The organism is Actinomadura nitritigenes (assembly GCF_017573545.1).
Taxonomy (GTDB): Bacteria; Actinomycetota; Actinomycetes; order Streptosporangiales; family Streptosporangiaceae; genus Spirillospora; species Spirillospora nitritigenes.
Map to the genome: position 1 here is coordinate 79,185 of NZ_JAGEOK010000004.1, position 26,587 is coordinate 105,771.

27 protein-coding genes and 1 pseudogene are annotated in these 26,587 nt (G+C 73.6%); 9 read left to right on the forward strand and 19 right to left on the reverse strand.

Features of this window, described 5'->3' with window-relative positions; all coding sequences use genetic code 11:
• Window positions 1-192 precede the first annotated feature (192 nt).
• Both J4557_RS06715 and J4557_RS49345 read right to left on the reverse strand, forming a co-directional pair.
• Window positions 193-384, reverse strand: coding sequence for a DUF397 domain-containing protein (locus tag J4557_RS06715; RefSeq protein ID WP_208265561.1), 192 nt, complete (start codon window positions 382-384; stop codon window positions 193-195).
• Window positions 381-1,199, reverse strand: a complete 819-nt coding sequence (locus J4557_RS49345) for a helix-turn-helix domain-containing protein (protein ID WP_208265562.1) — start codon at window positions 1,197-1,199, stop codon at window positions 381-383. The genes J4557_RS06715 and J4557_RS49345 overlap by 4 nt, the downstream gene beginning before the upstream one ends.
• Before the next feature lie 240 nt (window positions 1,200-1,439).
• Here J4557_RS49345 and J4557_RS06725 point away from each other — a divergent pair, with 240 nt between their 5' ends.
• The 4 genes from J4557_RS06725 (at window position 1,440) to J4557_RS06740 (ending at window position 2,673) form a co-directional block, all read left to right on the forward strand.
• Window positions 1,440-1,607: a hypothetical protein gene (locus tag J4557_RS06725; protein ID WP_208265563.1), complete on the forward strand. Its 168-nt coding sequence runs from the start codon at window positions 1,440-1,442 to the stop codon at window positions 1,605-1,607.
• Window positions 1,604-1,831, forward strand: a complete 228-nt coding sequence (locus J4557_RS06730) for a hypothetical protein (RefSeq protein WP_208265564.1) — start codon at window positions 1,604-1,606, stop codon at window positions 1,829-1,831. Before J4557_RS06725 ends, J4557_RS06730 begins: the two co-directional genes overlap by 4 nt.
• A gap of 234 nt (window positions 1,832-2,065) precedes the next feature.
• Window positions 2,066-2,284, forward strand: coding sequence for a hypothetical protein (locus tag J4557_RS06735; protein WP_208265565.1), 219 nt, complete (start codon window positions 2,066-2,068; stop codon window positions 2,282-2,284).
• 14 nt (window positions 2,285-2,298) lie between these two features.
• The gene (locus J4557_RS06740) at window positions 2,299-2,673 is read left to right on the forward strand and encodes a hypothetical protein (RefSeq protein ID WP_307799480.1); all 375 of its coding nucleotides are present in this window, start codon (window positions 2,299-2,301) and stop codon (window positions 2,671-2,673) included.
• A gap of 9 nt (window positions 2,674-2,682) precedes the next feature.
• Here the strand turns inward: J4557_RS06740 and J4557_RS06745 are convergent, their stop codons facing one another.
• Window positions 2,683-3,420, reverse strand: a complete 738-nt coding sequence (locus J4557_RS06745) for a VOC family protein (protein ID WP_208265566.1) — start codon at window positions 3,418-3,420, stop codon at window positions 2,683-2,685.
• A 134-nt stretch (window positions 3,421-3,554) separates the two neighbouring features.
• Here J4557_RS06745 and serB point away from each other — a divergent pair, with 134 nt between their 5' ends.
• Window positions 3,555-4,763: a phosphoserine phosphatase SerB gene (gene serB / locus J4557_RS06750; protein WP_208265567.1), complete on the forward strand. Its 1,209-nt coding sequence runs from the start codon at window positions 3,555-3,557 to the stop codon at window positions 4,761-4,763.
• Window positions 4,764-4,772: 9 nt separating this feature from the next.
• On the opposite strand, the gene J4557_RS06755 is transcribed toward serB, so the two are convergent.
• Window positions 4,773-5,573: a MerR family transcriptional regulator gene (locus tag J4557_RS06755; RefSeq protein WP_208265568.1), complete on the reverse strand. Its 801-nt coding sequence runs from the start codon at window positions 5,571-5,573 to the stop codon at window positions 4,773-4,775.
• Window positions 5,574-5,608: 35 nt separating this feature from the next.
• On the reverse strand, window positions 5,609-6,100 hold the full coding sequence (locus tag J4557_RS06760; RefSeq protein ID WP_208265569.1) for a VOC family protein: 492 nt from the start codon (window positions 6,098-6,100) through the stop codon (window positions 5,609-5,611).
• A 93-nt stretch (window positions 6,101-6,193) separates the two neighbouring features.
• Between J4557_RS06760 and J4557_RS06765 the strand changes: the two genes are divergently transcribed.
• Window positions 6,194-6,682, forward strand: coding sequence for an isochorismatase family protein (locus tag J4557_RS06765; protein ID WP_208265570.1), 489 nt, complete (start codon window positions 6,194-6,196; stop codon window positions 6,680-6,682).
• 179 nt (window positions 6,683-6,861) lie between these two features.
• Window positions 6,862-9,180 carry an FUSC family protein gene (locus tag J4557_RS06770; RefSeq protein ID WP_208265571.1) on the forward strand — a complete coding sequence of 773 codons (2,319 nt, stop codon included), beginning with the start codon at window positions 6,862-6,864 and terminating at the stop codon, window positions 9,178-9,180.
• On the opposite strand, the gene J4557_RS06775 is transcribed toward J4557_RS06770, so the two are convergent.
• The 3 genes from J4557_RS06775 to J4557_RS06785 form a co-directional block, all read right to left on the reverse strand.
• Window positions 9,155-9,628 (reverse strand): SixA phosphatase family protein, encoded by a 474-nt coding sequence (locus J4557_RS06775; RefSeq protein WP_208265572.1) that lies wholly within the window; start codon window positions 9,626-9,628, stop codon window positions 9,155-9,157. The genes J4557_RS06770 and J4557_RS06775 overlap by 26 nt on opposite strands.
• A 259-nt stretch (window positions 9,629-9,887) precedes the next feature.
• The gene (locus tag J4557_RS06780) at window positions 9,888-12,398 is read right to left on the reverse strand and encodes a sodium-translocating pyrophosphatase (RefSeq protein WP_208265573.1); all 2,511 of its coding nucleotides are present in this window, start codon (window positions 12,396-12,398) and stop codon (window positions 9,888-9,890) included.
• A 619-nt stretch (window positions 12,399-13,017) separates the two neighbouring features.
• Window positions 13,018-13,983 carry an AraC family transcriptional regulator gene (locus tag J4557_RS06785; protein WP_208265574.1) on the reverse strand — a complete coding sequence of 322 codons (966 nt, stop codon included), beginning with the start codon at window positions 13,981-13,983 and terminating at the stop codon, window positions 13,018-13,020.
• Window positions 13,984-14,107: 124 nt separating this feature from the next.
• On the opposite strand from J4557_RS06785, the gene J4557_RS06790 reads away from it, so the two are divergent.
• Window positions 14,108-15,040, forward strand: a complete 933-nt coding sequence (locus tag J4557_RS06790; RefSeq protein WP_208265575.1) for an NADP-dependent oxidoreductase — start codon at window positions 14,108-14,110, stop codon at window positions 15,038-15,040.
• A 120-nt stretch (window positions 15,041-15,160) separates the two neighbouring features.
• Here the strand turns inward: J4557_RS06790 and J4557_RS06795 are convergent, their stop codons facing one another.
• Both J4557_RS06795 and J4557_RS06800 read right to left on the reverse strand, forming a co-directional pair.
• On the reverse strand, window positions 15,161-15,604 hold the full coding sequence (locus J4557_RS06795) for an ATP-binding protein (RefSeq protein WP_208265576.1): 444 nt from the start codon (window positions 15,602-15,604) through the stop codon (window positions 15,161-15,163).
• A gap of 16 nt (window positions 15,605-15,620) precedes the next feature.
• Window positions 15,621-15,975: pseudogene (locus J4557_RS06800) on the reverse strand (STAS domain-containing protein).
• Between the two features lie 248 nt (window positions 15,976-16,223).
• On the opposite strand from J4557_RS06800, the gene sftH reads away from it, so the two are divergent.
• Window positions 16,224-18,530, forward strand: coding sequence for a DEAD/DEAH box helicase (gene sftH / locus J4557_RS06805; protein ID WP_208265577.1), 2,307 nt, complete (start codon window positions 16,224-16,226; stop codon window positions 18,528-18,530).
• Window positions 18,531-18,615: 85 nt separating this feature from the next.
• Here sftH and J4557_RS06810 read toward each other — a convergent pair whose 3' ends face one another.
• From J4557_RS06810 to ssd, 9 genes are all read right to left on the reverse strand, one after another.
• Window positions 18,616-18,987 carry a hypothetical protein gene (locus J4557_RS06810; protein ID WP_208265578.1) on the reverse strand — a complete coding sequence of 124 codons (372 nt, stop codon included), beginning with the start codon at window positions 18,985-18,987 and terminating at the stop codon, window positions 18,616-18,618.
• A gap of 194 nt (window positions 18,988-19,181) precedes the next feature.
• Window positions 19,182-20,462 (reverse strand): hypothetical protein, encoded by a 1,281-nt coding sequence (locus J4557_RS06815; protein WP_208265579.1) that lies wholly within the window; start codon window positions 20,460-20,462, stop codon window positions 19,182-19,184.
• A gap of 177 nt (window positions 20,463-20,639) precedes the next feature.
• Window positions 20,640-21,128 (reverse strand): Rv3654c family TadE-like protein, encoded by a 489-nt coding sequence (locus tag J4557_RS06820; protein WP_307799484.1) that lies wholly within the window; start codon window positions 21,126-21,128, stop codon window positions 20,640-20,642.
• Window positions 21,129-21,473: 345 nt separating this feature from the next.
• Window positions 21,474-21,827, reverse strand: coding sequence for a TadE family type IV pilus minor pilin (locus tag J4557_RS06825; RefSeq protein WP_208265580.1), 354 nt, complete (start codon window positions 21,825-21,827; stop codon window positions 21,474-21,476).
• A gap of 23 nt (window positions 21,828-21,850) precedes the next feature.
• Window positions 21,851-22,045: a DUF4244 domain-containing protein gene (locus tag J4557_RS06830; protein WP_208265581.1), complete on the reverse strand. Its 195-nt coding sequence runs from the start codon at window positions 22,043-22,045 to the stop codon at window positions 21,851-21,853.
• A gap of 108 nt (window positions 22,046-22,153) precedes the next feature.
• Window positions 22,154-22,972 (reverse strand): type II secretion system F family protein, encoded by an 819-nt coding sequence (locus J4557_RS06835; protein ID WP_243775399.1) that lies wholly within the window; start codon window positions 22,970-22,972, stop codon window positions 22,154-22,156.
• A gap of 581 nt (window positions 22,973-23,553) precedes the next feature.
• The gene (locus J4557_RS06840; RefSeq protein WP_307799488.1) at window positions 23,554-24,270 is read right to left on the reverse strand and encodes a type II secretion system F family protein; all 717 of its coding nucleotides are present in this window, start codon (window positions 24,268-24,270) and stop codon (window positions 23,554-23,556) included.
• Entirely contained in the window at window positions 24,267-25,418 is a 1,152-nt protein-coding gene (locus J4557_RS06845; RefSeq protein WP_208265582.1) for a TadA family conjugal transfer-associated ATPase, read from the reverse strand. The genes J4557_RS06840 and J4557_RS06845 overlap by 4 nt, the downstream gene beginning before the upstream one ends.
• Window positions 25,415-26,491, reverse strand: coding sequence for a septum site-determining protein Ssd (gene ssd, locus J4557_RS06850; RefSeq protein ID WP_208265583.1), 1,077 nt, complete (start codon window positions 26,489-26,491; stop codon window positions 25,415-25,417). The genes J4557_RS06845 and ssd overlap by 4 nt, the downstream gene beginning before the upstream one ends.
• Window positions 26,492-26,587: the final 96 nt, after the last annotated feature.

Sequence of the window (26,587 nt, forward strand, 5' to 3'; positions counted from 1 at the left end):
TACGACGCCGCCCCCACCCCCAAGGTTCCCGCCCGGCCGCCTCCTCGCAGCACAAGGCGCCCCCTGAACCGGCATAAGGGATAGAGATCAACCAATGCGCGGCCAGCCCGCCCGATGCGAAATAGCGACTCCGCCGCCATCGCGTCCCCTCGGCTGACCCACGCCACCACGCAAGCACCGACGGGCGGGCGGCTACGCGAGGTCGTGCTCGCCGCGCTTGACCGCGTCCACCAAAGCCCGGAACCCGGCGGACGGCAGTGCGATCTTGGGGCCCGCGGGGTCCTTGGAGTCACGGACGCCGATGTTTCGCGCGAGCTGTGCAACTTCCACGCAGTTGGTGTTGTCCGATGTCGCGCTACGGCTCGACTTGCGCCACTGCGTCATTGGTACATCTCCATGGCTCGTTGGAGCATCGCTCGCGATGGTCCGATGGGGGCAGCGATGTGACCGATACGGTCGTAGCGTACTTCGAAGTCCTGAACCTCCGCCGGGTCGGTCACGAGTCCCGCACCATGGGGCGCATCTGCGTAAGCAATGTCCCGGGAATCGACCGTGAGCAGATGCAATGGACCGTCATATCCGGCGTGGACCCCGGCGCTTCTCTCCACGACGCGGACGTTGACGTGGGGCAGGTCGCCGAGTTCCAGTAGATGGGCGAGTTGCTCGCGCATGATGTCGGACGAGCCGACGGGTTGTTCCAGGACCACCCAGTTGAGGATCACGGACACCTCCGGTGGCCGGTCCCGATCGAACACCGCTGCCTGCCGTGCGAGACGGGTGTTCACCGCCGCGTCCAGGTCCCGGACGAGCCCGACAGAGAACCCGGCACGGGCGTAGGCGGGGGTTTGCAGCAGCCCGGGTACCAGCCCGACCTCCCACATGCGCACGCGCGATGCGCGTGCCTCCTGCTCCGAGAGGTCACCGAGTCGCCATTCGTCGCTTTTGCGTTCCTTGGCGAACTTCACGAGCCTGGTGAACAGGCGGTCGAGATCCCATTCGCGATCGATGATCTCAGCGTGATCCAATTGCATGGGGATCTGGCCAGACTCGATGCGTGAAACAATTGAACGATCACGCCCGATGAGCCGCCCCAACGCGGCGCCGGACACCCCCCGCGCACGGCGCTGTCTTCGCAGTTCAACCGCTATGAAGTCCCACATCGACCGGTCCGGGTCCAGGGAATCCTGATCTTTCACCACCCGCGCTCCTGCCGGTGCATTTGGTGTATGAACGTAGCGAACTTACCTCTGCCGAGGGATTCTTAGCAGGCAGTTGTTCCGAATTCCCGAGAGATTGAGGTGGGCGGAATGGGGAGGGTGGCGATGTCGCGGGACGATATGCGGCATTTCATCTCTCGGCTTGACCGGGAAGTGGCTACTTGGCCTGGTTTGGCGTGCGGGATTGTGGGGCGCGGGGGTGAAGGCGTCGTTCTGAACGTCGTGCGGATCGGTTCGGCGCTCAACTCCGTCGAGATCGCGTGCCGGAGGGTGGACGGCAACGACTGGTACGCGTGGGCGTCCGACGGCGAGTTGATCGGCGTCGTGGACGCCGTCGAGAACGTCGCGGCCGACATAGCCCGCGTCCTCACCGAGCGGGCGGACGCATGAGCCCCGCGCTCGCGACCGGAGGCTTCGCCGGCGTCGCGCTGGTGGTCGTGGCCTTCGGCGCCGTCTGCGGGCTGGTCGGCGCGATCGGCGGCGCCCTGTGGACGTCCCGGCGCCGGCGTCCGGCCAGACGACCACGGCACCGCCGCGAACCGGACGCGCCGCCGCTGATCGTCGCCGCCCCGACGGACCCGCTGCGCGACGTCTACCGACCTCGTCCCCACTAAAAGCAGGCGCTCGTGCTGGACGTGGCCCCCCTGACGTCCGGTGCGAGGCGGGGTCGCCGTGGAGGGCGGCCCCGAAACCCCGGGTGGTCCCCCGACGCCCGGGAGAGGCGTCCCGGAGTCGCGGCAGCGCCGGGCTCCGGGGCGTCTCGCAACGACACGAAGGGAAAGCGCGATGGGTAAGGGGCGGCTTTCGCGGTCGTTCCGCGGGAGTGATTCATCCCGGACGAGATCTTCGTGCGCGACGGCGCCGGGTGGCTCGTGCCGCTGCGGCGGTCGGACGATCCCGGGCGGTGGCGTGAGGCGGTGTCCGGCAGCGACCCCGTCGTCACGAAGGTGGAGTTCGACCCGGGGACCGGCTGGAACGCGGCCCTGATCGCGGAGATCACCGGACCGCACCGGGTGACGTCGGTCGGATCGCGCCGGATCTCGCCGAGCGGGCGCGGCGGAACCTGAGGCGGGCCGGGCACGTGGTCGACGTGGTGACCGGGGACGGCGAGGCCGGGGACGCCCCGTACGACCGGGTGATCGCCACGGCCGCCGTCAACGCGCTTCCGCAGACCCGGCCGGGCGGCCTGATCGTGGCGCCGTGGGGGCCGGTGTTCTATCCCGACTGCCCCGTCGCCCGGCTGGAGGTGCGGGCCGACGGCACGGCCGAAGGCCGCTTCCACGTCCCCGGATGGTTCATGCCCCTGCGGGACCAGCAGAGCCCGCCTTCGGCGTTCGACGGGGCCGAGGAGCGCTGGGAGGCGGCGGGGCGGCCGGACGTCGGGCGCTACGGGGTCATGGTCACCCCTGAGGGGCAGCGCGTCTGGCTGGACCGGCCGGAGAACCGGGTCGGGTGACCCCTGGCGTCAACGGGGGGTGAGGAGGCAGAACTCGTTGCCTTCGGGGTCGGAGAGGACCGTCCAGGGGACGTCGCCCTGGCCGATGTCGGTGTCGGTGGCGCCGAGAGCCCGCAGCCGGTCCCCCTCCGCCGCATGATCGTCACCGGCGTACGGGCGGAGATCGAAATGGATGCGGTTCAGGCCGGTCTTCACGTCGGGCGTGCGGACGAACTCCAGGTACGGCCCGACGCCCTCGGCGGAGCGCAGCCTCGCGTGATCGTCGGTCACCTCGTGCAGGGTCCAGTCCATCGCCTCGTCCCAGAATCGGGCCATGGCCCGCGGGTCGGCGCAGTCGACCACCAGCGCGGCGATCGGCCCGGTGTCCCGGTAGATCTCCCGTGGTTCCAGCACGCAGAACTCGTTGCCCTCGGGGTCGGCGAGGACCGTCCACGGGACGTCGCCCTGGCCGATGTCGGCGGGCGTCGCGCCGAGCTCCCGGAGGCGCGCGACCAGGTCCGCCTGATGGGCGGGGGAGGTGGTGGCGAGGTCGATGTGGAGGCGGTTCTTGACCGTCTTGGCATCCGGGACGCGGAGGACGTCGATGAAGAGCACGGCGGGATCGGGGTAGGCGCCGCCGTCCGGCGCGACGTTGGTCACGCCGGGCCCCTCGCTGTCGGTGCCCCAGCCGAGGGCGTCCGCCCAGAACCGGCCGAGCGACGAGTCGTCCCGAGCCTTCATCGCGATCTGAATCAACCGTGCCGCCATGCGGCCGATCCTAACGTCCGAAACGCATGGGGTAGATCGTCCGTATCTTCCGGGCGTTGATCTCCGGGCGGCGTCTCGCATGCCGGACCTGCCGCGCGAGGGGTCTCCTGCGGCCGGTACCGTTGTGGACAGCTATGGACGGGTCAGCACAGCGAACGCTGCTCATCACACTCACCGGACGCGACCGCCCCGGCGTGACGTCACGGTTGTTCCGGACACTCTCCCAGTTCCCGCTCACCGTCGCCGACGTCGAGCAGGTCGTGATCCGCGGACGGCTCGTCCTCGGCGTCCTGCTGGCCTACACCGAGGGCGCCGACATCGGCCGCGTGTGGAACGCCGCCGAGAAGGTCGCCAACGATCTCGACATGGAGATCGAGCTGTCCACCGGCCGCAACAAGCGGATGCCGAAGCGCAGCGGCCGGCTGCACGTCACCGTGCTCGGCGCCCCGCTGAAGCCCGCCGCGATGGCCGGGATCGCCGGGCGGATCTCCGCGCACGGCGCCAACATCGACCGGATCGAGCGGCTCGCGCAGACCCCGGTGACCTGCATCGAGATGGACGTGTCCGGCGCCGACCCGGACACCCTGCGGGCCGCGCTCGCCGCCGAGGCCGCCGAGCAGCAGGTCGACATCGCCGTCCAGCACGGCGGGCTGAGCCGGCGCGCCAAGCGGCTGATCGTCATGGACGTCGACTCGACCCTGATCCAGGGCGAGGTGATCGAGCTGCTCGCCGAGCACGCCGGCTGCCTCCACGAGGTCGCGAAGGTCACCGAGGCCGCGATGCGCGGCGAGCTGGACTTCGAGGGGTCGCTGCGGGAGCGGGTCGCGCTGCTCGCGGGGCTCGACGCGGCCGCGATCGACGACGTCCGCGACAAGCTGCGGCTGGCGGCGGGCGCCCGCACCATGGTCCGGACGCTGAAGCGCCTCGACTACAAGTTCGCGATCGTCTCCGGCGGGTTCACGCAGGTCACCGACGCCCTCGTGGACGATCTCGGGATCGACTACTCCGCCGCGAACACGCTGGAGATCGAGAACGGGAAGCTCACCGGGCGGGTCACCGGGCCCGTGATCGACCGGGCCGGCAAGGCCGCGGCGCTGCGGCGGTTCGCCGCGGAGGCCGGCGTCCCGGTCAGCCAGACCGTCGCGATCGGCGACGGCGCCAACGACCTCGACATGCTCCAGGCCGCGGGCCTCGGCGTCGCCTACAACGCCAAGCCCGTCGTCCGCCAGGCCGCCGACACGGCCGTCAACGTCCCGTACCTGGACACGATCGTCTTCCTCCTCGGGATCTCCCGCGAGGAGGTCGAGGCCGCCGACGCCGCCGACGCCGCCCGGCAGGGCTGACCCGGGGGATCACTCCCAGGCGGCGGTGGCGGGGTCGACACCCCGCGCTCCGGCGTTCGCGAAGATCGCGTCGCGGAGCCAGGCGGTGAGGCCGGGCTCGATCCCGTCGAAGTAGGCGGCGAAGCCGGGGTCGTCGGCGAACATGCGTCCCAGGCACGCGTGCATCGCGTGGGTGCAGTCGAAGTAGGTGCCCAGCAGCGCGCGGTGCCGTTCGGCCAGCGCGTTCGCCTCGGAGGAGCCGGGGGCCGTACCGGCGCGGCAGGCGGCGGCGAGGTCGGCGTTGAGGGCCTCGGTCCGCGCCGCGACGTCCTTCCAGTCCCCTGGCGTCATCCTTGCGGCGCGTTCGGCGTACTGCGTCCACTGCGCGGTGCCGCCCCAGCGGTCGCGGGCCTCGTCGACCCGTTCCGGGCGCCAGTCGGCGCCGAAGATCTCGACCTGCTCCTCCGGCGTGAGCCGCAGCCCGGCGTCCAGCGCCTCCAGCATCCGGTCGACGGCGCGGGCCATCTCCTGGAGGCGGCCCGCGCGGCGCTCCAGCTGCGCCCGCTGCCGCCGCAGATGGTCGCGGGCGTCGGCGGACGGGTCGTCGAGGATCCGGGCGATCTCGGCGAGCGGGAAGCCCAGCTCCCGGTAGACCAGCACGCGGTGGACGCGGGCGATGTCGTCCGCCGAGTACACCCGGTACCCGGCCGGGGTGTGCCCGCTCGGGCGGACGAGGCCGACCGCGTCCCAGTGGTGCAGCGTCTTCACGCTGACCCCGACGAGCGCGGCCGCCCGCCCGACGGTCAGCCCGTCCGCCTCGGGATACGTCACCGGCCCAGTGTGCACCGGGCCGGTGACGGGCCCGGTCACGGCCGCGGGACCTCGAAGCCCGCCTCCCGCATCCAGGCGGCCTGCGGCCCGTCCGGGTCGAGCGGCCTGGCGGCCGTCATCACGACCCGCGCGTTCTCCGGCGTGACGACCTCCAGCTCGACGGAGTTCCACGGCCTGTCCACCGGCCCTTCCGTGCATCCCGGCGCCAGCTCCTCGCAGCGCGCGGCGATCTCGTCGATCTGGCCGAGCACGCAGGCGAAGCTCACGCTCACCGCCGTGGCCGCGCCGGCCGGCTCGCCGGGCACCAGCAGGACGTCCTGGAACGCCCAGCGCCGCAGGTGGGTCACCCGGTCCGGGACGGAGAACAGGTCGACGAAGCCGAGCCCGCGGATCCAGAAGTCCCTGGAGGCCGCGAGGTCGCGGGCGGGCACGGTGACGAACATCGGCATGCCGTAGATCTCGCGGTAGATCTCCGCGGGCTTCACGTCCGGCGCCGGCACGGGAACGGGGCTGATGTACTCGCTCATGGGTCCCGATCGTCGACCCTCCCGCGACGTCAGGGTCAACTCCGGCGGTCCGAGGGGCGCCTCCGGCGGCGGTCCGGGCCTAGGGTGACGATCATGTCCTCCGCGCTCGTGCTCATCGACCTGATGCCCCGCATCGTGGCCCTCCCCCTCGCCCCTCACTCCGGCGAGGAGGTGCTCGCACGGTGCCGGTCCCTCGCGGCGGCGTTCCGCACGAAGGGCCTCCCGGTGGCGCTCGTGCGGGCCGAGCGGCCGGACGTCGCGGAGCAGCCGCCCGGCAGCGGCCTCGCGGACGGGCTCGCCGCACCCGGCGACATCCTCGTGGTGAAGCGGACCGTCGGCGCGTTCCACGGCACCGACCTCCACCAGCGGCTGCGGGAGCGCGGCGCCACCACCCTGGTCTTCGGCGGGCTCGTCACGACGATGGGCGTCGAGTCGACCGCGCGGGCGGCCGACGACCACGGCTACGAGGTCGAGTTCGCGTCCGACGCGATGTCCGGGTTCGACGCCGAGGAGCACGAGTTCACGGTGCGGCGGATCTTCCCCCGGTTCGGCGCGGTGCGCGAGACCGCCGCCTATCTCTGATCCCCGGCCCGCCGCCCGGGCCCGCCGCCCGGGCCCGCCGCCCGGGCCCGCCGCCCGGGCCCGGGCCCGGGCCCGGGCCCGGAACGATCATCGCGGGGGTTTCGGGGTAGGAGTGCCGGTACGCGGTCACCGGCATCCGCCGGGACCGGCGGGACGAGTCGGGAAGGCGAGCCGGAGCGGTGCTGGAACGTGCGCGGTCGGCGTACGCCCAGATCAACGGGCAGTCGGCCCCGTTCTATGGGCTGGCGGCGGCGCTCGCCATGGCGATCCCGCTGCTGGCCGGGTCGCTGACGGGCCGCGCCGCGCAGGGCTCGATGATCGCGCTCGGCGCGTACCTGGTGGCGCTGCGCGCGCCCGAGGGCCCGTACGGGAACCGGGCGCGGGACCTGGCGAGCGGCGTGCTGATGGTCGCGGTCGGGTCCGCGGTCGGCGGGCTGCTGAGCGGGCACGCGTGGACGGCGGTGGTCGTGGTGCCGCCGCTGATCGCGCTCGGCGTCGGGGTGCCGCGGATCGGGTCGACCGCCGGGCTCGCGGTGCTGCTGAGCGCGATCCGGCCGCCGTCCGCGGACGTCATCGGCATCGGGCTGCTGGAGCTGATCGGCGGGCTCCTCACCATGGCGCTGCTGCTGGTCCCGTGGCCGGTGCGGCGGCTCCGGCCGCTGCGCGAGTCCCTCGCCGAGGCCGCCGACCGCGTCGCCGAGGCCCTCGACGCCGTCGCGCAGGACGTCGGCGCGCCCGACCCGAGCCCCCTCAACGCCGTCGAGCTCACCAATCCCGACCTGCTGGCCGTCGCCCGGATGCCGGACTGGGAGGAGCGGCGCCGCGCCGCGTCCGAGGCCCTCACCGACGCCCGCGCCACCTACGGGCTGTACCGGTCCGGGCGGGGGCGGGGCCGCGACGAGCCGACCCGGCCGGAACGGCTGATCGACGCGCTGGGCCGCGTCCTGCACGAGACGGTCACGCTGCAGGCGGTGCTGGAGGCCGCCAAGAACTACCCGCCGGACCGCGAGTGGGCGCTGGAGACGCAGACCGCCGTGTCGGCGCTCGCGGCGCGGCTGCGGCTGCTCGCGGGCGCGATCGCCACCAACGGGGAGGCGCCGCTCGGCGGCGAGGAGTCCGGGGCCGTCCGCCGGATGGGGCGGCTGTCGGAGCAGATCCGGCGCGCCGGGCTCGCCGGTGACGAGGACCTGATCGCGGTGTCGCTGATCGGTCAGGTGCGGCGCTCCATCGACCGCATCGCCGGCGAGACGGCCTCGGCGCGCCGCACCATCGCGGGCGGCCTGCGACTCGGGATCGGGCCGCCGCGGATGCCGGGCGCGCCCGACCCGAGGTCGGCGGTGGCCCGCATGCGCCGCGCCGTCCGCACCCGCTCCCCGCTGTTCCGGCAGATCACGCGGGTGTACGTCACCGCGGTCGTGTCGATGGCGCTGGCCGCGGGCCTGCACATCCCGCACGGCCACTGGCTGACGATCACCGCGATGCTGAGCCTGCGCGCGACGTACGGGGAGACCGTCGAGCGGCTGGTGCAGCGCGTCGGCGGCACCGCCGCCGGATCGGTGGTCGCCGCGGTCGTGCTGACGCTGGCGCCGACGAAGCCGGTCATCGCGTTGATCGTCTTCGTGTTCGCGCTGGCCGGGTTCGCGCTGCGGTCGATCAACTTCGCCTACTGGGGGCTGTTCGGCACGCCGCTGGCGATGATGCTGCTCGACTTCTCCGCACCGTCCGACTGGCGCATCGCGGGCGAGCGGATCGCCCTGGTCGCCGGGGGGACCGTGCTGTCGTTCCTCGCCGTCCGGCTGCTCTGGCCCGCCGGGCACCTGGAGCGGCTGCCGATCCAGCTCGGCCGGATGCTGGGGGTGCACGCCGACCTCGTCCGCTCGGCGGCGGACGTGGTGGGCGGCGAGCAGGTCCGGCTGCCGCAGGAGAAGGTCGTCACCGCCGAGCGGTCCGCCGAGGCCGTCGCGGAGACGCGGGACCGGCTGACCCACGAGCGGGTGCCCGACACCGCGCAGATCGGCCGGCTGCGCGACGCCGTCCGCGCCGCGCACCGCGTCCGCGACCACCTGATCGCGGTCTCCCGGGTGACCCGGGAGCGGGCCGTCGACGCCGGGCCGGTACCGGAGATCCTGGACCGGCTCGCGGACCAGCTGGAGGAGGCCGCCGGGCTGCTGGAGGACCCCGACGAGGACCTGCAGAGCCGCTCGCCGGCCGCGGAGCTGGAGGAGGAGCTCGCCGGCCTCGATGACTACCTGAAGACGCTCACCAAGCGGCGCCGCGCCGAGATCAGCTCGGGCGTCGGCCGGGAGGAGTTCACCCCGCTGCGGCAGGCGCTGGCACAGGTGTCCGGGACCCGGTACACGGTCCGGTCGCTGCGCCGCGACACCGGACGGGTGATCAACGCGTCGCTGTCGGCGGTCGGCCGGGACTCCCCCGCCCCCGGGGCGGACGCCCCCCGGCCGGACGCCGCGGCGGTCAGTCCTTCGGGGAGCGGAACGTGACGAGGGTGCCGAGGCCGGGCCGGACGTCCGCCCACGCGCCCGGCAGCTCGACGACCGCGAGCGCGCAGGTGGGGAACGTGTCCGGGGCCTCACCGGTCAGGTCGTGGACGAACTGGTGCACCGCCGGGTTGTGGCCCACGAGCAGGACCGTCCCGGCGTCGTCCGGCGCCTCCGCGACCAGGGACAGCAGCAGGTCAGGGTCGTTGTCGTAGATCTTCGGCTCGAAGGCCGTCCCGGCCGGGGGCCGGACGGCGAGCAGGTCGAGCGTCTCCCGCGTCCGGACGGCGGGGGAGCACAGCACCCGCGCGGGGGCGAGGCCCTCCGCGCGCAGCCACTCCCCGGCCGCCGCGGCGTCGCGCCGCCCGCGGCCGTCCAGGGCGCGGTCGATGTCGGCCGTCCCGAAGCCCGCGGCGGCCTTGGCGTGGCGGAGCACGATCAGCGTCGGCATGCCGCCACCCTACGGCGCGACCAGCGCCGCCAGCCCCCACAGCGCGAGCAGGATGGCGAGCATCCCGCAGAGCACCAGGGCGAAGCCCTTACCGCCGGACAAGGCCGGCTTGTCGCCGCTCGTCACAGCGCCTCCCGTCTCCTCGGTCGCGTTCCCGCGTACAGCGTACGACCGGTGCCGCGTGCTCCGGACACCGCCCGGGGGGAAAGGGAAAGGGGCCGGTGGCGCGACGCCACCGGCCCCTCCGATCCCGGACGGATCAGGACGCCCCGGCCGGCGACTCGTCGGCCTTCCCGGACGCCGCCGAGCCGTTCGCCTCGACCGCGACCGCCTCCTCCGCCGGGGCCGGCGCCTGCTCGGGCGCGGTGGCCTCGACGGCGCCGCCCTCGGCGTCACCGCCCTCGGCCTCGCCGCCCTTCGCGTCGCCGCCCTTGGCCAGGGTGGGGTTCGCGGCCTCGCCGCCGCCCGCGCCGGAGGACGGGGCGATCGGGTCCGCGCGGCGCTTGGAGACGACGATCGCCGCGACGACGATGCCGACCGCCACGACCGTCACGCCGACCCGCAGCGCGTAGTTGTCGGCGTAGGTCACGACCGCGTCCGCGATCAGCAGCGCGACCAGGTTCATCACCTTGATCAGCGGGTTGATCGCGGGGCCGGCGGTGTCCTTGAACGGGTCGCCGACCGTGTCGCCGATGATCGTCGCCTCGTGGGCCTCGCTGCCCTTGCCACCGAGGTACCCCTCCTCGACGACCTTCTTGGCGTTGTCCCACGCTCCGCCGGAGTTGGCGAGGAACACCGCCATCAGCACGCCCACCGCGATCGCGCCGCCGAGGAACGCGCCGAGCGGCGCGTACCCGAGCGCGAACCCGACCGCGATCGGGGTCATGATCGCCAGCAGTCCGGGGGTGGCGAGTTCGCGCTGCGCGTCCCGGGTGCAGATGTCGACGACCCGGTCGTAGTCCGGCTTCTCGGTGAAGTCCATGATGCCGGGCTTGGTGCGGAACTGCTCGCGCACCTCGACCACGACCCGCCCGGCGGCCCGGCCCACCGCCATGATCGCCAGACCGGAGAACAGGAACACCACGGCCGCGCCGATGATCAGCCCGATCAGCACGTTCGGGTTGTCGATCGACAGGTTGATGCCGTGGTTGAACTGCGAGCCGATCGCGTCCCGCGCGGACTTGGACGCGTCCGCCAGCGCCGAGTTCACGGCCGTGCCGAACGAGCCGAACAGCGCGGTCGCGGCCAGCACCGCCGTCGCGATCGCGATGCCCTTGGTGATGGCCTTGGTCGTGTTGCCGACCCCGTCCAGCCGCTCCAGCACCTTCGCTGCCTCGCCCTGGACGTCGCCGGACATCTCCGCGATGCCCTGGGCGTTGTCGGAGACGGGCCCGAAGGTGTCCATGGACACGATCACGCCGACGGTGGTGAGCAGGCCGGTGCCGGCCATCGCCACCGCGAACAGCGCGACGGTGGTGTTGCCGAAGCCGAGCAGGAACGCCCCGTAGACGGCCCCGCCGATGACGAGCGCGGTGTAGACGGCCGACTCCAGGCCGAGCGAGATGCCGGACAGGATGACGGTCGCCGGGCCCGTCCGGGCGCTGTCGGTGACCTCCCTCACCGGCTTGCGGTTGGTCTCGGTGAAGTAGCCGGTGAGCAGCTGGATCGCGCTCGCCAGCACGATGCCGATGAGCACCGAGCCGAGCGCCACCCAGCGCGGGTCGGCGTCCACGTTGTGGATGCCGCCGTCCAGGTCGGCGAACGACGAGGGCAGGTAGGCGAACGCGGCGATCGCGACGAGCACCGCGGAGATGACCGCGGAGATGAAGAAGCCGCGGTTGATCGCCGACATCCCGGACCGGTCGCCGTCCCGCGGCGTCACCGCGAAGATGCCGATCACCGCGGTGATCACGCCGATCATCGGCACCAGCAGCGGGAACACCAGGCCCTGCGTGCCGAACGCCGCGGTGCCCAGGATGAGCGCGGCGACCAGCATCACCGAGTACGACTCGAACAGGTCCGCGGCCATGCCGGCGCAGTCGCCGACGTTGTCGCCCACGTTGTCGGCGATCGTCGCCGCGTTGCGCGGGTCGTCCTCCGGGATGCCCTGCTCGACCTTGCCGACGAGGTCGGCGCCGACGTCGGCGGCCTTGGTGAAGATGCCGCCGCCGACCCGCATGAACATCGCGAGCAGCGCGGCGCCGAAGCCGAAGCCCTCCAGGACCTTCGGCGCGTCGCCCTGGTAGGCCAGCACGACGATCGCCGCGCCGAACAGCCCGAGGCCGACGGTGAACATGCCGGCGACGCCGCCGGTGCGGAACGCGATCCGCATCGCGGTCTTCTCGCCGCCCGCCTCGCGGGCCGCCGCCGCGACCCGCACGTTGCCGCGGACCGCCAGCCACATCCCGGTGAAGCCGGTGACGGACGAGAACACCGCCCCGATGACGAAGAACACCGACCGCCCGATGCGCTCGCTCCAGGTGTCGGCGGGCAGGAGCAGCAGCACCAGCGGAATGAGCACCACGAAGACGCCGACCGTGCGGAACTGGCGTTTCAGGTAGGCGCTCGCGCCGACCTGGACCGCCCGCGCGATCTCCTGCATCTTCTCGGTGCCCTGACCCGCGGCCAGTACATCGCGTACCAGACCCGCGGCGACGGCCAGTGCCAGCAGGGCGATCACGGCTACGACGACGACCAGTGAGAGGTCGCCGCCGCCGAGATCCACGCTTGCTGCTGCAGTGGCCGGGCTTGACAGGGAAAGCCCAGACATCCGTCCTCCTCGACAGGGGCGTTGCGATCCGACCGTCAAAAGACGATCTTTACCGCCTACCCCGCGAGTCCTGATTTCGAACGCCTCGCACGGCAGCGCGGGTGCGGGGAGTCTACGCACGCGAAGGGCGAATGAGAAGGGCGCCAGACCCTTAATGAGGATGTCACGGAAAAGCAATCCGCATTACGCCGTAATTTGACCTTTGAGCCGGGTCGGCCGCTATTTCCGCAGGTCGGGCGAGGTAAGCATGGTCTTACCCCACGGCCACATCGACAGGGCCGCGGTCAGCGCCGTCCAGCGGCGCCGCACGCGCCGCTGGTAATTAAGCTAGGCATTATCACGCAATATGTCCAGGCCCAAATCGGGACGATTCAAGATCATTCCTGGAAGAGAATCTCACATGCCGGCGGGTGCTCCGTCCCGGGGGTCACACCGGCCCCACCCGCCCCATTCCCGCACGACCCGGACGCCGGGCCGGAGCAGGGGCCGGACGCCGGGCCGGAGCGGGCCCGGGTCAGGCGGGGCGAGGCCCCGGTCAGGCGGGGCAGGGCCCGGGTCAGGCGGGGCAGGGCCCGGGTCAGGCGGGGCAGGGCCCGGGTCAGGCGGGGCAGGGCCCGGGTCAGGCGGAGCGGGGGCGGGCGGCGGACTTGCGGTAGCCGCCCGGCGCCAAGCCGAACTCCCGCTTGAACGCCTTGGCGAACGCGAACTCCGACGTGTACCCGGTCCGCTCCGCCACCGCGCTCAGCGGGTCGCGCGTCTCCTGCAGCAACCGGCCCGCCGTCGTCATCCGCCAGCGCGTCAGGTACGCCAGCGGCGGCTCCCCGACCAGCGCCGCGAACCGCCGCGCGAACGCCGCCCGCGACAGCCCGGCGCACCGGCCGAGCGCCTCCACGGTCCACGGCCGTCCGGGCTCCTCGTGGATGGCCCGGAGCGCGCGCGAGATGCCCGGGTCGGCGAGCGCCGCCGCCCAGCCGTCGGGGGCGTCCGCCTCGTCCAGCCAGGCCCGCAGGACGTAGAACAGCAGCACGTCGATCATCGGCGGGACGATCCCGTCCACGCCCGGCCGCCCGCCGGACAGCTCCGCGCCGAGCAGCGCCACCGCCGAGCGCAGTTCCGGGTGCCGGCCGTGCCGCGCCCGCACGCGGATCACCGGCGGCAGGCCGCGCAGCAGCGGATGCGGGCGCGCCTGGTCGAGGTCGTACGCCCCGCAGAGCATGACCGTCCGCGCCCCCGGGCCCTCGATCGTCAGCTCGCCGAAGCCGCCGCCTCCCTCCGGCCCGGTGTGGAACCTGGTCGGCGCCGTGGCCGGATCGTCCGCGAGGACGTGCTCCCGCCCCGACCGCAGGAACACCACGTCGCCCGCGACCAGCTCGACGGGCTCGCCCGCCGCGCCGGACTCGCCCGGCCCGTTCGGCTCGCCCGGCTCGCGCGGCGGGACGAGCCAGCAGGCGCCCTCCAGGATCACGTGGAACCCGGCGCCCGCGACCGGGCGGAGCCGCATGGCCCAGGGGGCGCGCGCGTCGGTGCGCGTCGCCGCCGGAAGGCCGGTCCGCATCGAGGCGATCACTTCGCTGAGGACGTCCACGCCCGCGATGCTACGCGAGCGTGAGACGGACGGACATGAATCGACGACTGCGAGACATTCAGCGTCTTCGATCCGCTCCGTAGCGTGATCGCCATCAGGTTCACGCCGACACCAGGAGAAAGACATGCGTGCGGTCACCCAGCGGGCCTTCGGCGGCCCGGAGGTCCTTGAGGTCGTCGAGGCCGAGCGTCCCTTGCCCCTGCCGTCCGAGGTCCTCGTCCGCGTTCGCGCGACGGCGGTCAACCCGGTCGACGCCTCCATCCGCGCGGGCTCGTTCCCGCTCCTCGGCGAACCGCCGTTCGTCCTCGGGTGGGACGTGTCCGGGGTCGTGGAGGAGGTCGTCCCCGGCGTGACGCGCTTCCAGCCGGGCGACGAGGTCTACGGCATGCCGCTGTTCCCCCGGGCCGCCGGCGGCTACGCCGAGTACGTCGCGGCGCCGTCGCGGCAGATCGCGCGCAAGCCCGCCGCGCTCGGCCACGCCGAGGCCGCCGCGCTGCCGCTCGTCGGCCTCACCGCCTGGCAGGGCCTCGTGGACGCCGCCGGAGTGCGGGAGGGCGACCGGGTCCTCGTGCACGGCGCCGGCGGCGGCCTCGGCCACGTCGCCGTGCAGATCGCCAAGGCGCGCGGCGCGCACGTCGTCGCGACGGCGAGCGCCGGCAAGCACGCCTTCGTCCGGTCGCTCGGCGCCGACGAGGTGATCGACTACCGGACGGACGACTTCACCGAGGCGACCGGCGACCTCGACATCGTCTACGACGCCGTCGGCGGCGGGTACGGCGAGCGCTCGCTGCGCGTCCTGCGTCCGGGCGGCCTCCTCGTCACCGCCGTGGACCGCGAGGACGCCGCCCTCGCGGCGGCCGCCGCCGCGGCCGGGCGCCGCTTCGCGGGCATCAGCGTCGAGCCCGACCACACCGCCCTCGAGGCGCTGACGGCGCTCGTCGACGACGGGCTGCTCCGCCCGCACGTCGCCCACGTCCTGCCGCTCGCGGACGCGGCCAAGGCGCACGAGCTCGTCGAGTCCGGCCGCACCCAGGGCAAGATCGTCCTCACTCCCTGACCGCCCGAGCGGGGCGGCGCCGGGGACGGCGAAGGCCCCGCCGGAGCGGGGCCTTCGCCATGCGGTCTGGGGGATGGGCGCGAGCGTGCGTTCCGCGGAGCGCCCCCGGCCGCGCCGAGGTCAGATCGTCGCCTCGGCCTCCGCCGGCCAGCTCATCCTGATCTGGACGCCCTTCGGGGTGGTGGCGATCTCCACGTCGTCGGCGAGCCCGGCGATGACCGCCAGCCCGAGTTCGGCGGTGCCCTCGCCCAGATCGAAGTCCAGGTCGTCCTCGTCCGGCCGGGCGGCCGGCGGACCGCCCCCCGCGTCGTCCCCGGGCACGGCGTCGCTCACCGTGACCTCGAAGCGGCGGCCCGCCCCGGTCAGCTCGAGCCGGACGGGCTCGTCCGGGCAGTGCAGGCGGTGCGCCTCCACGGCCCGCGAGCACGCCTCGCCGACCGCCAGCCTCACCTCGTCCAGCAGCGCCTCGGCGACGCCGCTGCGGCGAGCCACCGCGGTCACGATCAGCCGGGCGGTCCGGACGTGGACGGGCAGCGCACTGAAGGACAGTTCAACGGTCGCCATCGTGGTGTCAGGCCGCCTACTTCGCGCCCTTGCGCTTCTCCTCGGCCTCGGCGATCGAGTCGTGAATGCCGAAGACCTTGGTCAGCCCCGTGATCCGGAAGATCTTGAGGATGCGCTCCTGGGTGCAGACCAGCTCCAGCGAGCCGTCGTGCGCGCGGACCCGCTTCAGCCCGCCGACCAGGACGCCGAGGCCGGTCGAGTCCAGGAACTCCACCTTACTCCATGTCCACGAGCAGGTGGAACTTGCCCTTGTTGACCAGGTCGATGAGCTTCTCGCGAAGCTTCGGCGCCGTGTAGACGTCGATCTCGCCCTCCACGTTGATGACGGTGAGGCCATCGTCGGTGGTGTAGTCGTTCACCTTCAGGTCCACAAATCCTCCAGCGCCGTGCAGCACAATCCGATCCCGCCCTCCGGGCTCCGCGGCGGCGACCCGGGCGGCGAGACATCGCCGTGATTCAACCACGCTCCGGCGCGGCGCACGCACGTTATCGACCAGTCGGGCGAAAGTTCGCGCCGTCCCGTCTGACCTGCTGGTCCACAGATGAGCACAGGGGGAACGGGCCCACCGGCGCCGGGGCGTTCCCGTAGTTTTGCCCCGGCTGGCAAACTGAAAACCTGATGGCCGCCCAAAGATCTTCAACCCCTCTCGACCGGCTGCTCGCCGACCCGTCGCGGCGGGACCGCATCACCCATGTGGAGCGCGTTCCCGCACGTGAGGGCCGCCGTGCACCATGGCCGTCATGGTCGCCCCCGCTGCTCGTGGACCGGCTGGCCGCCGCCGGGATCGAGGCCCCGTGGGAGCACCAGGCCTCCGCCGCGGAGCACGCCCGCGACGGCCGCTCTGTGATCATCGCCACAGGCACCGCGTCCGGAAAGTCCCTCGCCTACCTGCTGCCCTCCATCGACGCGATCTATGCGGGCGAGGACGACCACCGCCGCGAGGGGACCATCCTCTACCTGTCCCCGACGAAGGCGCTCGCCGCCGACCAGCTCCGCGCGCTGCGCGGGCTGCGGCTCACCCGCGTCCGCGCCGCGACCTACGACGGCGACACCCCCCGGGACGAGCGCTCCTGGGTCCGCCAGCACGCCAACTACGTGCTGACCAACCCCGACATGCTGCACCGGTCGATCCTGCCCGGGCACTCCCGCTGGTCGTCGTTCCTGCGCCGCCTCCGCTACGTCATCGTGGACGAGGCCCACGGGTACCGCGGCGTCTTCGGCTCGCACGTCGCGCAGGTCCTGCGCCGCCTCCGCCGCGTCTGCGCCCGCTACCACGCCGACCCCACCTTCATCCTGGCGTCCGCCACGACGTCCGAGCCCGCGTCCACCGCCTCCCGCCTCACCGGCCTCGACGTCGTCGCCGTCGACGACGACGCCTCGCCCCGCGGCCCGGCCACGTTCGCGCTGTGGGAGCCGCCCCTCACCGACCTGCGCGGCGAGCAGGGCGCGCCCGTCCGCCGCACCGCCACCGCCGAGGCCGGCGACCTCCTCGCCGACCTCGTCGTCGAGGGCGTCCAGACCCTCGCGTTCGTCCGGTCCCGGCGCGGCGCCGAGTCCGTCGCGCTCGGCGCGAAACGCGCCCTGCACGAGGTCGCGCCCGCCCTCGCCGAGCAGGTCGCCGCCTACCGCGCCGGCTACCTCCCCGAGGAGCGCCGCGCCCTCGAAGCCGCGCTGCGCTCCCGCTCCATCGTGGGCCTGGCCAGCACGAACGCCCTCGAACTCGGGGTGGACGTGTCCGGTCTCGACGCCGTCCTCGTCTGCGGCTGGCCCGGCACCCGCGCGTCGCTCTGGCAGCAGGCCGGCCGCGCCGGGCGGTCCGGGCAGGCTGCCCTGTCCGTCCTCGTCGCCCGCGACGACCCCCTCGACACCTTCCTCGTCCACCACCCAGAGGCGATCTTCGGGACGCCGGTCGAGGCGACCGTCCTCGACCCCGACAACCCGTACGTCCTCGAACCGCACCTGTGCGCCGCCGCCGCCGAGCTCCCCCTCACCGAGGACGACGCCGCGCTCTTCGGACCGTCCACCGCCGACCTGCTGCCCGACCTCGTCCGCCGCGGGTTCCTGCGCCGCCGCCCCAACGGCTGGTACTGGACGCGCCGCGACAAGGCGTGCGACCTCGCCGACATCCGCGGCGCCGGCGGCGAGCCCGTCCAGGTCGTCGAGACCGCCACCGGGCGCCTGCTCGGCACCGTCGACGAGGCGTCCGCGCACACCACCGTCCACGACGGCGCCGTCTACATCCACCAGGGCGACTCGTTCATCGTCCAGACCCTCGACCTGGACGACTCCGTCGCCCTCGTCGAGGCCGCCGACCCCGACTACTCCACCACCGCCCGCGACGTCACCGACATCACCATCGCCGAGACGCTCCGCTCCGCCTCCTGGGGCGACGCGACCCTCTGCTACGGCACCGTCGACGTCACCAGCCAGGTCGTCGGCTACCAGATGCGCCGCGTCCAGACCGGCGAGATGCTCGGCGAGAAGCCCCTCGACCTGCCGCCCCGCACCCTGCGCACCCGCGCCGTCTGGTGGACGCTGTCCGAATCGCAGGTCGACGCCCTCGGCGACCTCGACCTCGCGGGCGCCGCGCACGCCGCCGAGCACGCCTCCATCGGACTGCTGCCGCTCTACGCCACCTGCGACCGCTGGGACATCGGCGGCGTCTCCACCGCCGTCCACCCCGACACGGGCCTGCTCACCGTGTTCGTCTACGACGGGCACGAGGGCGGCGCCGGCTTCGCCGAGCGCGGCTACGCCGACGCGGCCGCCTGGCTCCGCGCCACCCGCGACGCGATCGCCTCCTGCGAGTGCGACTCCGGCTGCCCGTCCTGTATCCAGTCCCCGAAGTGCGGCAACGGCAACGACCCCCTCGACAAGCAGGGCGCTCTGACCCTCCTCGCCGTCCTGCTGCGAGCCGCTCCCTGACCGCACGACCCCGCGCGCCTCGACCGTCCGCGCAATGGTCGGCGACGCGCCCCGCCTGCTCCTCTACCTCACTGCCCGGGACCGGCTAGTTCGGTGCGACGCGCTGCGCGGGGACGGACGGCTGCTCGTCCAGCCCGCGGCGGGCCTGCGCCAGCGCCTGCTGCAGCCGACGGCGTTCGAGCTCCATCGTCTGCAGCGACTCCTCGTGCTCGTCCCTCAGATCCCGCAGCTCCCTGCGGATGTTCATGCTGCGCCGGAACCCGAGGGCGGCGATCCCCGCACCCGCCATGAACACGATGGCGACGACGACGCCCGCCAGGAACAGGTGCCACTGCTGCGTGACGCCGGGCACCTCCTGCCCGAACGCGGTCACGTGGACGGCGCCGGTATTGCCCAGGATGACGGCCACGGCCGCGGCGAGGGCGGCGAGCGTGACGACCAGCCCCAGAATGATCATGTGGAGGGTCTCCTCTCCCGTACCGGACGATCCGGGGGAATCCGACTGGCAAGGCAGCCTAGACCGTTCTCAACCGCCGTCCAAGACCGCACCTGCCGCTCACACGACTCCCCTTCACGTGCCGCATCCTCTGTGCGGGCCCCGCCACCACCCTGCTCACGCGAGGTGCGGCCGCCCGGCGCCTGCGAGAGGGACTACTTGCGGCGGCGTCCGGGAGCGGAGGAACGGCGCTTGCCGGCGGGCCTCGCGGAGGACGGCTTGGCGATCTGGACGTCGACGCCGCCCGACTTGCCCTGCGTGGCAGGACGCCGCGCCGCCCTGCTCTTCGACTTCGGCTTAGGCTTCGGCTTCGCCTTCGACGCCGTGCCGAGCACCATCGTGTCGCCGACGGCCGTCTTCACGGACCCCGTCTTGGCGATGGCCTCCGCGCGGGCGATCCGCTCGCGGGCGCTCTTGACGCGCTTGCGCCCGGTCCCGTTGCGGGCGATCCGCGCGGCCATCCCGAGGCTGTTCGACCCGGCCTGGGTGACGCGCAGCCGCCGCGTCCACGTGCCGAGGTGGGCCGCGACGATCAGCAGGACCAGCGCGATCCCGACGCTCTTGCCCCACTGCAGCCGGTCGGTCGCCGCGACGTTCACGGCCTTCGGCGCGTCCGTCGCGATCTGCGGCGCGGGGTAGGTGAGGCCGGGCGTCGCGCCGTCGGGCTGGACGGACGGCAGCGTGACCGGCGACTCGTTGTTGAACGGCGTCAGCGGGGTGGACGTGCCCGGAGCGGAGGTCCCGGTCGGCAGCGACGGCGCGGAACCGGTCGGCAGACTCCCGGTGACGCCGCCCGCCACGGCGCTGGCCGTCGCGGGGGACGAGTAGAGCGAACCGCCCGTCCCGGTCGACCGCCGGGCCCGCACGCCCACCGAGACCGTCCCGCTCGACCGCGTCAGCGACAGGCTGGCGGAGCAGCTCGTGCCGGAGCAGAGCGAGCCCATCGACCCGGACTTCGAGCGGACCCCGGCCCCGGACAGCGAGTAGCCGAGCAGGTCGTCCTCAAAGCCGCGGTTCCACTTCACCACGACCTTGCCGCCGGACACGCTCGCGGAGACGCCGGTCGGCGCGGCGGGCGCGATCCGCACGGTGAAGGTGTTGGAGTCGTAGACCTGGTTGGTGATCGAGCCCTTGAGGTAGGCCTTGTACTTGCCGTTGCGGCGCAGCTCGAGCGGGGCCGACAGGTCGCCGGCCCAGCTGCTCTCCTTGAGGAACGTGTCGCCGATCCCGGGACCGTCGACGCGCAGCTGCATCTTCAGCGCGAAGTCGTAGTGCGCCTTCACGGTGACGCTCGTCCCACTGGTGATGACGGCGCCGTTCGCCGGGCTGATCACCGCCGTCGTCGCGGCGCCCGCGGGCAACGCCCCGAGGACCGGGATGCTCATCGCAAGGGGAGCCGCGAGCGCGACTGCACCGATCCTGCGAATGATGGTCACGGCCTCAATCCCTTCGACAGCGTCCTGCATCTCCACCCGCGGAGGACGACGCTCGCGGGGTGCACTGTGCCGAGTGATGACTATGGGCTCAGGGCAGCGTAACGTACCGGACGGTAGGAAAAATCACAGGAAGATGACAAAGAGGTCGCGGATACCGGATCCACCTCACGCACCTCCCTATTGACACTCAGTGCAACGAGTCGCGCCGGGCCAGGTTACGCCGTCCGGCCCCACGGGGCCAGCCCGGGCCCTCGACCGGACGCGAACGGCACCGCCCCCGAGCGGCACCCGCAGCGCCACCGTCACCTCGACATCGACGATCTCGCCGCGGACCCGGCACCGCGCCATCCGCGCCCCGGACCTCCTCGCGACCTCGCGCGCCCTCCCGCACGCGTCCGCCGCCCCTTCCGCCGCCCGTGCCGCACCGGCCAGCGCGGCGAGGTCCGCCGCCGCGTCCCCCCGATGCCGCGCCGCCCGCACTCCGCCGACCCCGACGGCCACCACACCGCCGGTCCAGACGACGGCCATGAACGCCACCACCCAGATGGTCCCCGCCCCCCGATCACACCTCCACCTCCCAGAGACCTTTCGCGCCCATCCCGCCCCCCGACCACCCAACCCGCACCTCACAACCGCCCCCCTCCCACCCAGCGGCCTCCCACACACACCGAACCGATCCCCTCAGAGCACGCCCCTACCGAACCCCCTCCCCAAGCCCCTCCACACACCCTCCGCACACGCACTCCTCCACCCGCGCACTCCTCCCCCGCGCACTCCTCCCCCGCGCACTCCTCCACCCACAGCCCTCCACTCGCGTGCCCTCCACACACGCGCCCCTCCCAAACACCCCTCCAACACACGCACCCTCTCCCGTTGGGCGATCTCTTCCCGAGCCGGGCGGGCTTCGCAGACCACCGCAGTGCCGGGCCGCTGCTGCATCCCAGTCCCGTCGGGCATTCCTTTCACCGCACCGCCCCGGGGGGCGTCGTGATGCCCGGGGCGGGGGTGTGGTCATGCGGCCGGGGTGGGGTCCGTTCCGGCGCCTGGTTCCGTGGGAGCAGCGACGTGGGCGTGGACGGTCAGGGACGGCAGGCCGGTCGCGGCCGGGGGCTCGACCGGCGCGAAGACGTCTACCTCGACGGTGGCGGCATCGCGGTGGACCGTCACCGTGGCGTGCGGCGGGACCGCCTTGACCACCAGTTCCCGCACCGCGGCGAGGGACTCGCCGCGCGCCGCCGCCCGTGCGCCGGTCCGCGCGGCGTCGGTGCAGGCGAGCTGGGCCGACGCGACCGCCACGCCCCAGAGCGCGATGGCGGTGACCAGGACCAGGCTGGGCAGTGCCAGCGCGATCTCGGCCGTCACCATGCCCCGGTCCCGGGCGCCACGGCTCACCCGGCCATCTGCAGGGCCTTCTTGATGATCCCGGTGAGCAGGGTGTGGACCTCCGGACTTGTGACGATCTTGAAGAGCAGTGTCGCGAACGCCGCGGCGGCGATGGTGCCGACGGCGTATTCGGCGGTGGACATCCCTCGGTCCCCGGAAAGGCGTCGCCATCTCCGCACCACCATCTGTGTCGCCCGCATGGGGCCTCCTCGTTCTCCTCGGGGACGCCCGATCGCGTCCGATCCCAGGCTCGGGTGCGGCGGATCCGGCCACCAGGTGAACCGCGTTCTGTGGATAACTCGGCGCGGTCACCACGGCAGGAGGATGGTCGAGGCGATTCCGGCGATCGCCGGCACCACTCCGAGCAGGACGAACGCGGGCAGGAAGCACAACCCCAGCGGGGCGAGCGCCCGGACGCCGGCGGCGCGGGCACGCGCGGCCGCCGCCGTGCGCGCCACCCGCCGCTGATCCCGGGCGAGCCGTCCGAGGGACGGCGCCAAGGCCGCGCCGCTGGAGACGGCCCGGACGGCAGTACGGGCCAACGGCGCCAGGATCGGCTCCCCGGTGAGCGCGAGCCATGCGTCCACGGGGTCGGCGCCGAGGCGGATCTGGACGGCCACGCCGCGCAGCTCCTCACCGAGGGGACCACCGACCGCGTCCGCGACGGCCTCGACCGCGTCGTGCCACGGGGCGCCGCCGCGCAGGCACGCGGCGAGAAGGTCCACGGCGACCGGGAGGTCCGCGATGAGGCGGGCCTGCCGTCGTCGCCGGTCGGCGCCTCCGAGCCGGCTGAACGAGTACCGGACGGCCGCGGCAACGACGACGCTGAGCACTCCGCCCATCAGCCCGCCGAAGGCCACCCAGCAGAGGACACCAGCCATCAGGCACGCAGCACGCCGCAACGTCACCTCGCGCCGCCCGCTCCCGGCACGCTCCTCGACGTCGCCGTTCTCCGGATGCCGTGCCTGGGTGGAACCCGAGGCATCCGGGTCGCGTGTTCGCGGCCTCAGCGGCCGCCTTCTCGCCTGGTCGAACTGGCCGCCGAGCCGGCGTCCTGCCGCGTTCGCTCCCTGCGGGAGAAGGAAGCCCGACACCGCCGCGCAGAGCATCACCGTGAACGTCACCATCGTTCCTCCGTTTCTCGCGTCTCTTCGGTTCGCCGCCCAGGGCGCCTTGGCGGGATGGGGCTGGCTGCACCCGGTCGGGTCTTCGGCGGCTGTGGTCCGACGTTTCCGAAACGACGCATCCCGGCACTGGTGCGGCCGTTGATGCGGTGCCGCCGCCCGTATCGCCACCGGTCCTTGGCGACTTGTCATCTGGTGCTGCCCGCCGCCCAGTCGGATGGGCCGTATCTCGGGCGTTGCTGTGGTTCGTGTCGTCCTTATGAGCCAGGTGACGCGGCTTTATAAGCCAGGTGACGCGGCGGCCTTGGCTCGGCAGCACGGACGCGTTGCTGCTTCATCTGCACCGCCAAGCTCCTTCGATGCACCTGTGGGCGTGGGTCGCCGGTGTGTCGTCGCTGTACTGACGAGGTCGGCCTGCCGAGCTGCGGTGTCGTTGGTGATTGCCAGGTGAATGATCGGTCGTGGCTCGACCTCACGCTGGTTCGTCGGCACCGCTGTGGGCCTTCGGTGGGTCTGGGGCGTCGAGGCGGCGTTGGCTTGGCGGCGCGGTCGGGTTGCTGAGCTGTTGGTCAGGTGTGGGTGAGTCAGGCAGGTGACTCGGCGGTTCTGGCCAGGTGGCGGGTCCAGTAGAGGCCGGTCGCATTGAAGGCGAGGCCGGTGAACAGGCAGGCGAGGCCGGGGAGGGAGCCGCAGAGAAAGGTGAGCGGATGGGCGCCCAGGGCGGCGGCCATGCCGACGCCCAGGAGCGGGAGCGCGGCGAGGAGGCGGGCCGTCGCCCGGGGGCCGGCCAGCTGGACCGAGACGTCCTGGCGTTGGGCTTCTTCGTCGCGGAGTGCGGCGGCCAGGCCGTCCAGGACGGTCGCGAGGGTGCCGCCACGTTCGGTGCCGACGCGCCAGCAGGCCGCGAGGAGGCGCAGGCCCTCGGCTCCGGGCTCGCGGGCCAGCTCGGCCAGATGGTCGGGGATCGACGGGGGCGGGCGGCCGGAGGTGAGGAGCTCCGCGGCCACGTGCGGGTCGAGGACGGCGGCGGCCAGCGCGAACGCCTCGTCGGGGGTGCGGCCGGCGGCCAGCTCCGCGGCCATCCCGTCGCAGAGCTCGATGATCGAGGTGCGGCGGCGGCCGGGCCGGCTCCGGCGTTCCCTGATCACCTCGATGCGGGCCCGGAGAGCCGGGACCGGGCCCGGGGGTGCGGGGGCCGGGCCGGCGATGCGCGAGAGGCGCAGACCGGCGGGGGACGGCCCGAGCAGCAGCCAGGCGGACGCGGCGGAGCAGACGATGGCAAACCCGATCTCGCCGTTCACGGCGCCCACCCCAGCCGGGCCGCGAGGGCGTCGGCTCCCGCCGCGGCGATCGTCTCTCCGGCGGCGGTGAACGTGACGGCGGGCAGGACGCCGACCAGGCCGTCGGCGGCGCGGCGCAGCAGGCAGACCTCGGCGACGCGGCGACGGCCGCCGCCGGGTTCGCGGACCAGGTGGACGACGATGTCGAGCGCGGCGGCGAGCTGGCTGTGGACCGCTTCGCGGGAGAGGCCGGCGGCGCAGGCCAGCGCCTCCAAGCGGGCCGGGACGTCGGCGGCGGTGTTGGCGTGCAGCGTGCCGCAGCCGCCCTCGTGGCCGGTGTTCAGCGCCTGGAGCAGATCCGCGACCTCGGGGCCTCTCACCTCGCCGACCACCAGGCGGTCGGGACGCATCCTGAGGGCCTGGCGGACGAGGTCGTTCAGCGTGACGCCGCCGGCGCCCTCCACGTTGGGCGGGCGGGCTTCGAGGCGGACGACGTGGGGGTGCGTCGGGCGCAGCTCGGCGGAGTCCTCGACCAGCAGGAGCCGCTCCCCCGGGTCGGTCAGGGAGAGCAGGCTGCTGAGCAGCGTTGTCTTGCCGGTCCCGGTTCCTCCGCTGATGAGGAAGGCGGCGCGGGTCTCGATGAGCGCGGAGAGCAGGGCGGCGCCTTCGGGCGGGACGGTGCCGGTCGCGACGAGCTCGCCGAGAGTGAAGGCGCGCCGGCGAGGGAGGCGGAGGGAGACGCAGGTGCCGTTCGCGGCGACCGGCGGGAGGACGGCGTGCAGCCGGATCCCGCCGGGCAGCCGGGCGTCGGCGTACGGGGACGCGTCGTCGAGACGGCGGCCCGCGGCGGCGGTGAGGCGCTGGGCCAGGCGGCGCACGGCGGCCTCGTCCGGGAACCGGACGTCGGTGCGGACGAGCCCGGCACCGGCGTCGATCCACACCTCGCCGGGGCCGTTCACCAGGACGTCCGTGACCTCCGGCGCTCGGAGCAGCGGTTCGAGCGGACCGGCGCCGACGAACTCGGCGCGCAGTTCGTCGGTGAGGGCGAGGACCTCGCGGTCGCCGAGCAGCCTGTCCTCGGCGCGGAGCGCCGCCGCGACGCGTCCCGCGGTGGCCTCGCCGCCGGCGTCGGCGAGCCGGTCGCGGACGGCGGACGAGAGCCTGGTCATGCGGCCTCCTCGCGGTAGGCGTAGGGCTGCAGGGCCAGATCGGCGAGGAGGCGCGCGCAGAAGTCGGAGAGGGGGCCGCGGCGGCAGGCGCGGGCGAGGTCGCCCTCCTCGATCGCGGCGGGAAGGCGGCGGTCGCGCTCGTAGCCCCCGGCGACGGGGAGGCCGAGCGCCTGCGTGACGGCGCCCGGCGTCAGGCCGCCGGGGGACGGGCCCTGCACGATCAGGCGGAGGTCGGCGGTGTCGCGGCGCAGGGCGGCGGCGAGGCCGTCGGCGGCGACGGTCGCGCGGACCTCGGCCGGGACGAGCAGGAAGGTGACGTCGGCGGTGCGCAGCGCGGCGCGGCCGATGTCGCCGAGGAAGCGGGGCACGTCGGCGATCACCAGGTCGAAGCCGCGGGAGGCGGCGTCGAGCAGGGACACCACCGCCGTGTCGGCGACCGGGACGGCCGCGCCGCGCCGCCACGACAGCACGGACAGGTCCCCGGAGGACGGGAGGGTGTCGCGGAGGGTGGCGGCGTTCAGCCGGCCATGCCGCTCGGCCAGGTCGGGCCAGCGGGCGCCTTCGCGGCCTTCCAGGCCGAGCATGAGGTCGACGCCGCCGCCGAGGGGGTCGGCGTCCACGAGGAGGGTGCGCAGTCCGCTGCCGGCGGCGGCGACGCCGAGGGCGGCGGCCAGGACGCTGGCGCCCACGCCGCCGCGGGAGCCGACGACGCAGAGGGTGGTGGCGCGGCCGGCGTCGGGCTCGCTCGCGGCGGCGAACGCGTCGATCAGCCATTGCTCGTGGTCGGGCAGCACGGCCACGTCCTGCGCGCCGATCCGGACGGCCGCCTGGTAGGCCTCGGGCGTGGCGGCGCCGGCGACCAGGACGACGCCGCCGCGGCGGGGCAGGCCGGCGGACGCGACGTCCCCGGCGGCGTCGGTGCCGACCAGGACGAGCGCGGGCCAGGCCCAGGCGGCGCGGGCCTCGCCGGGGCCGGCGGCGACCTCGGCGTGCGCGTCGGCGGCCGCGGCGAGGCGGAGCAGGGCGTCGGCGGTGGCGGCGTCGGCGGTGACGATCAGTGCCGCGATGTTCATCGGTCCTCCCGTGCGTTCAGAGGACTCCAGCGTGCGGCGCCGCGCCGGGCGGCCGAAAGCGTTCCGTGAATTGTGGATAACTCGCCGCGACCCTCG

Bases quoted from the DNA above. Each gene is read 5' to 3' on its own strand.
- J4557_RS06835 (WP_243775399.1), bottom strand. From the start codon at position 22,972: ATGGTGACGTTCACGGTGATGCTCTGCGCGGCGGTGTCGGGCTTCCTT.
- J4557_RS06830 (WP_208265581.1), bottom strand. From the start codon at position 22,045: ATGCGGGCGACACAGATGGTGGTGCGGAGATGGCGACGCCTTTCCGGG.
- J4557_RS06765 (WP_208265570.1), top strand. From the start codon at position 6,194: ATGTCCTCCGCGCTCGTGCTCATCGACCTGATGCCCCGCATCGTGGCC.
- J4557_RS06780 (WP_208265573.1), bottom strand. From the start codon at position 12,398: ATGTCTGGGCTTTCCCTGTCAAGCCCGGCCACTGCAGCAGCAAGCGTG.
- sftH (WP_208265577.1), top strand. From the start codon at position 16,224: ATGGCCGCCCAAAGATCTTCAACCCCTCTCGACCGGCTGCTCGCCGAC.
- J4557_RS06825 (WP_208265580.1), bottom strand. From the start codon at position 21,827: ATGGTGACGGCCGAGATCGCGCTGGCACTGCCCAGCCTGGTCCTGGTC.
- serB (WP_208265567.1), top strand. From the start codon at position 3,555: ATGGACGGGTCAGCACAGCGAACGCTGCTCATCACACTCACCGGACGC.
- J4557_RS06715 (WP_208265561.1), bottom strand. From the start codon at position 384: ATGACGCAGTGGCGCAAGTCGAGCCGTAGCGCGACATCGGACAACACC.
- J4557_RS06730 (WP_208265564.1), top strand. From the start codon at position 1,604: ATGAGCCCCGCGCTCGCGACCGGAGGCTTCGCCGGCGTCGCGCTGGTG.
- J4557_RS06845 (WP_208265582.1), bottom strand. From the start codon at position 25,418: ATGACCAGGCTCTCGTCCGCCGTCCGCGACCGGCTCGCCGACGCCGGC.
- J4557_RS06810 (WP_208265578.1), bottom strand. From the start codon at position 18,987: ATGATCATTCTGGGGCTGGTCGTCACGCTCGCCGCCCTCGCCGCGGCC.
- ssd (WP_208265583.1), bottom strand. From the start codon at position 26,491: ATGAACATCGCGGCACTGATCGTCACCGCCGACGCCGCCACCGCCGAC.
- J4557_RS06795 (WP_208265576.1), bottom strand. From the start codon at position 15,604: ATGGCGACCGTTGAACTGTCCTTCAGTGCGCTGCCCGTCCACGTCCGG.
- J4557_RS06760 (WP_208265569.1), bottom strand. From the start codon at position 6,100: ATGAGCGAGTACATCAGCCCCGTTCCCGTGCCGGCGCCGGACGTGAAG.
- J4557_RS06745 (WP_208265566.1), bottom strand. From the start codon at position 3,420: ATGGCGGCACGGTTGATTCAGATCGCGATGAAGGCTCGGGACGACTCG.
- J4557_RS06775 (WP_208265572.1), bottom strand. From the start codon at position 9,628: ATGCCGACGCTGATCGTGCTCCGCCACGCCAAGGCCGCCGCGGGCTTC.
- J4557_RS06790 (WP_208265575.1), top strand. From the start codon at position 14,108: ATGCGTGCGGTCACCCAGCGGGCCTTCGGCGGCCCGGAGGTCCTTGAG.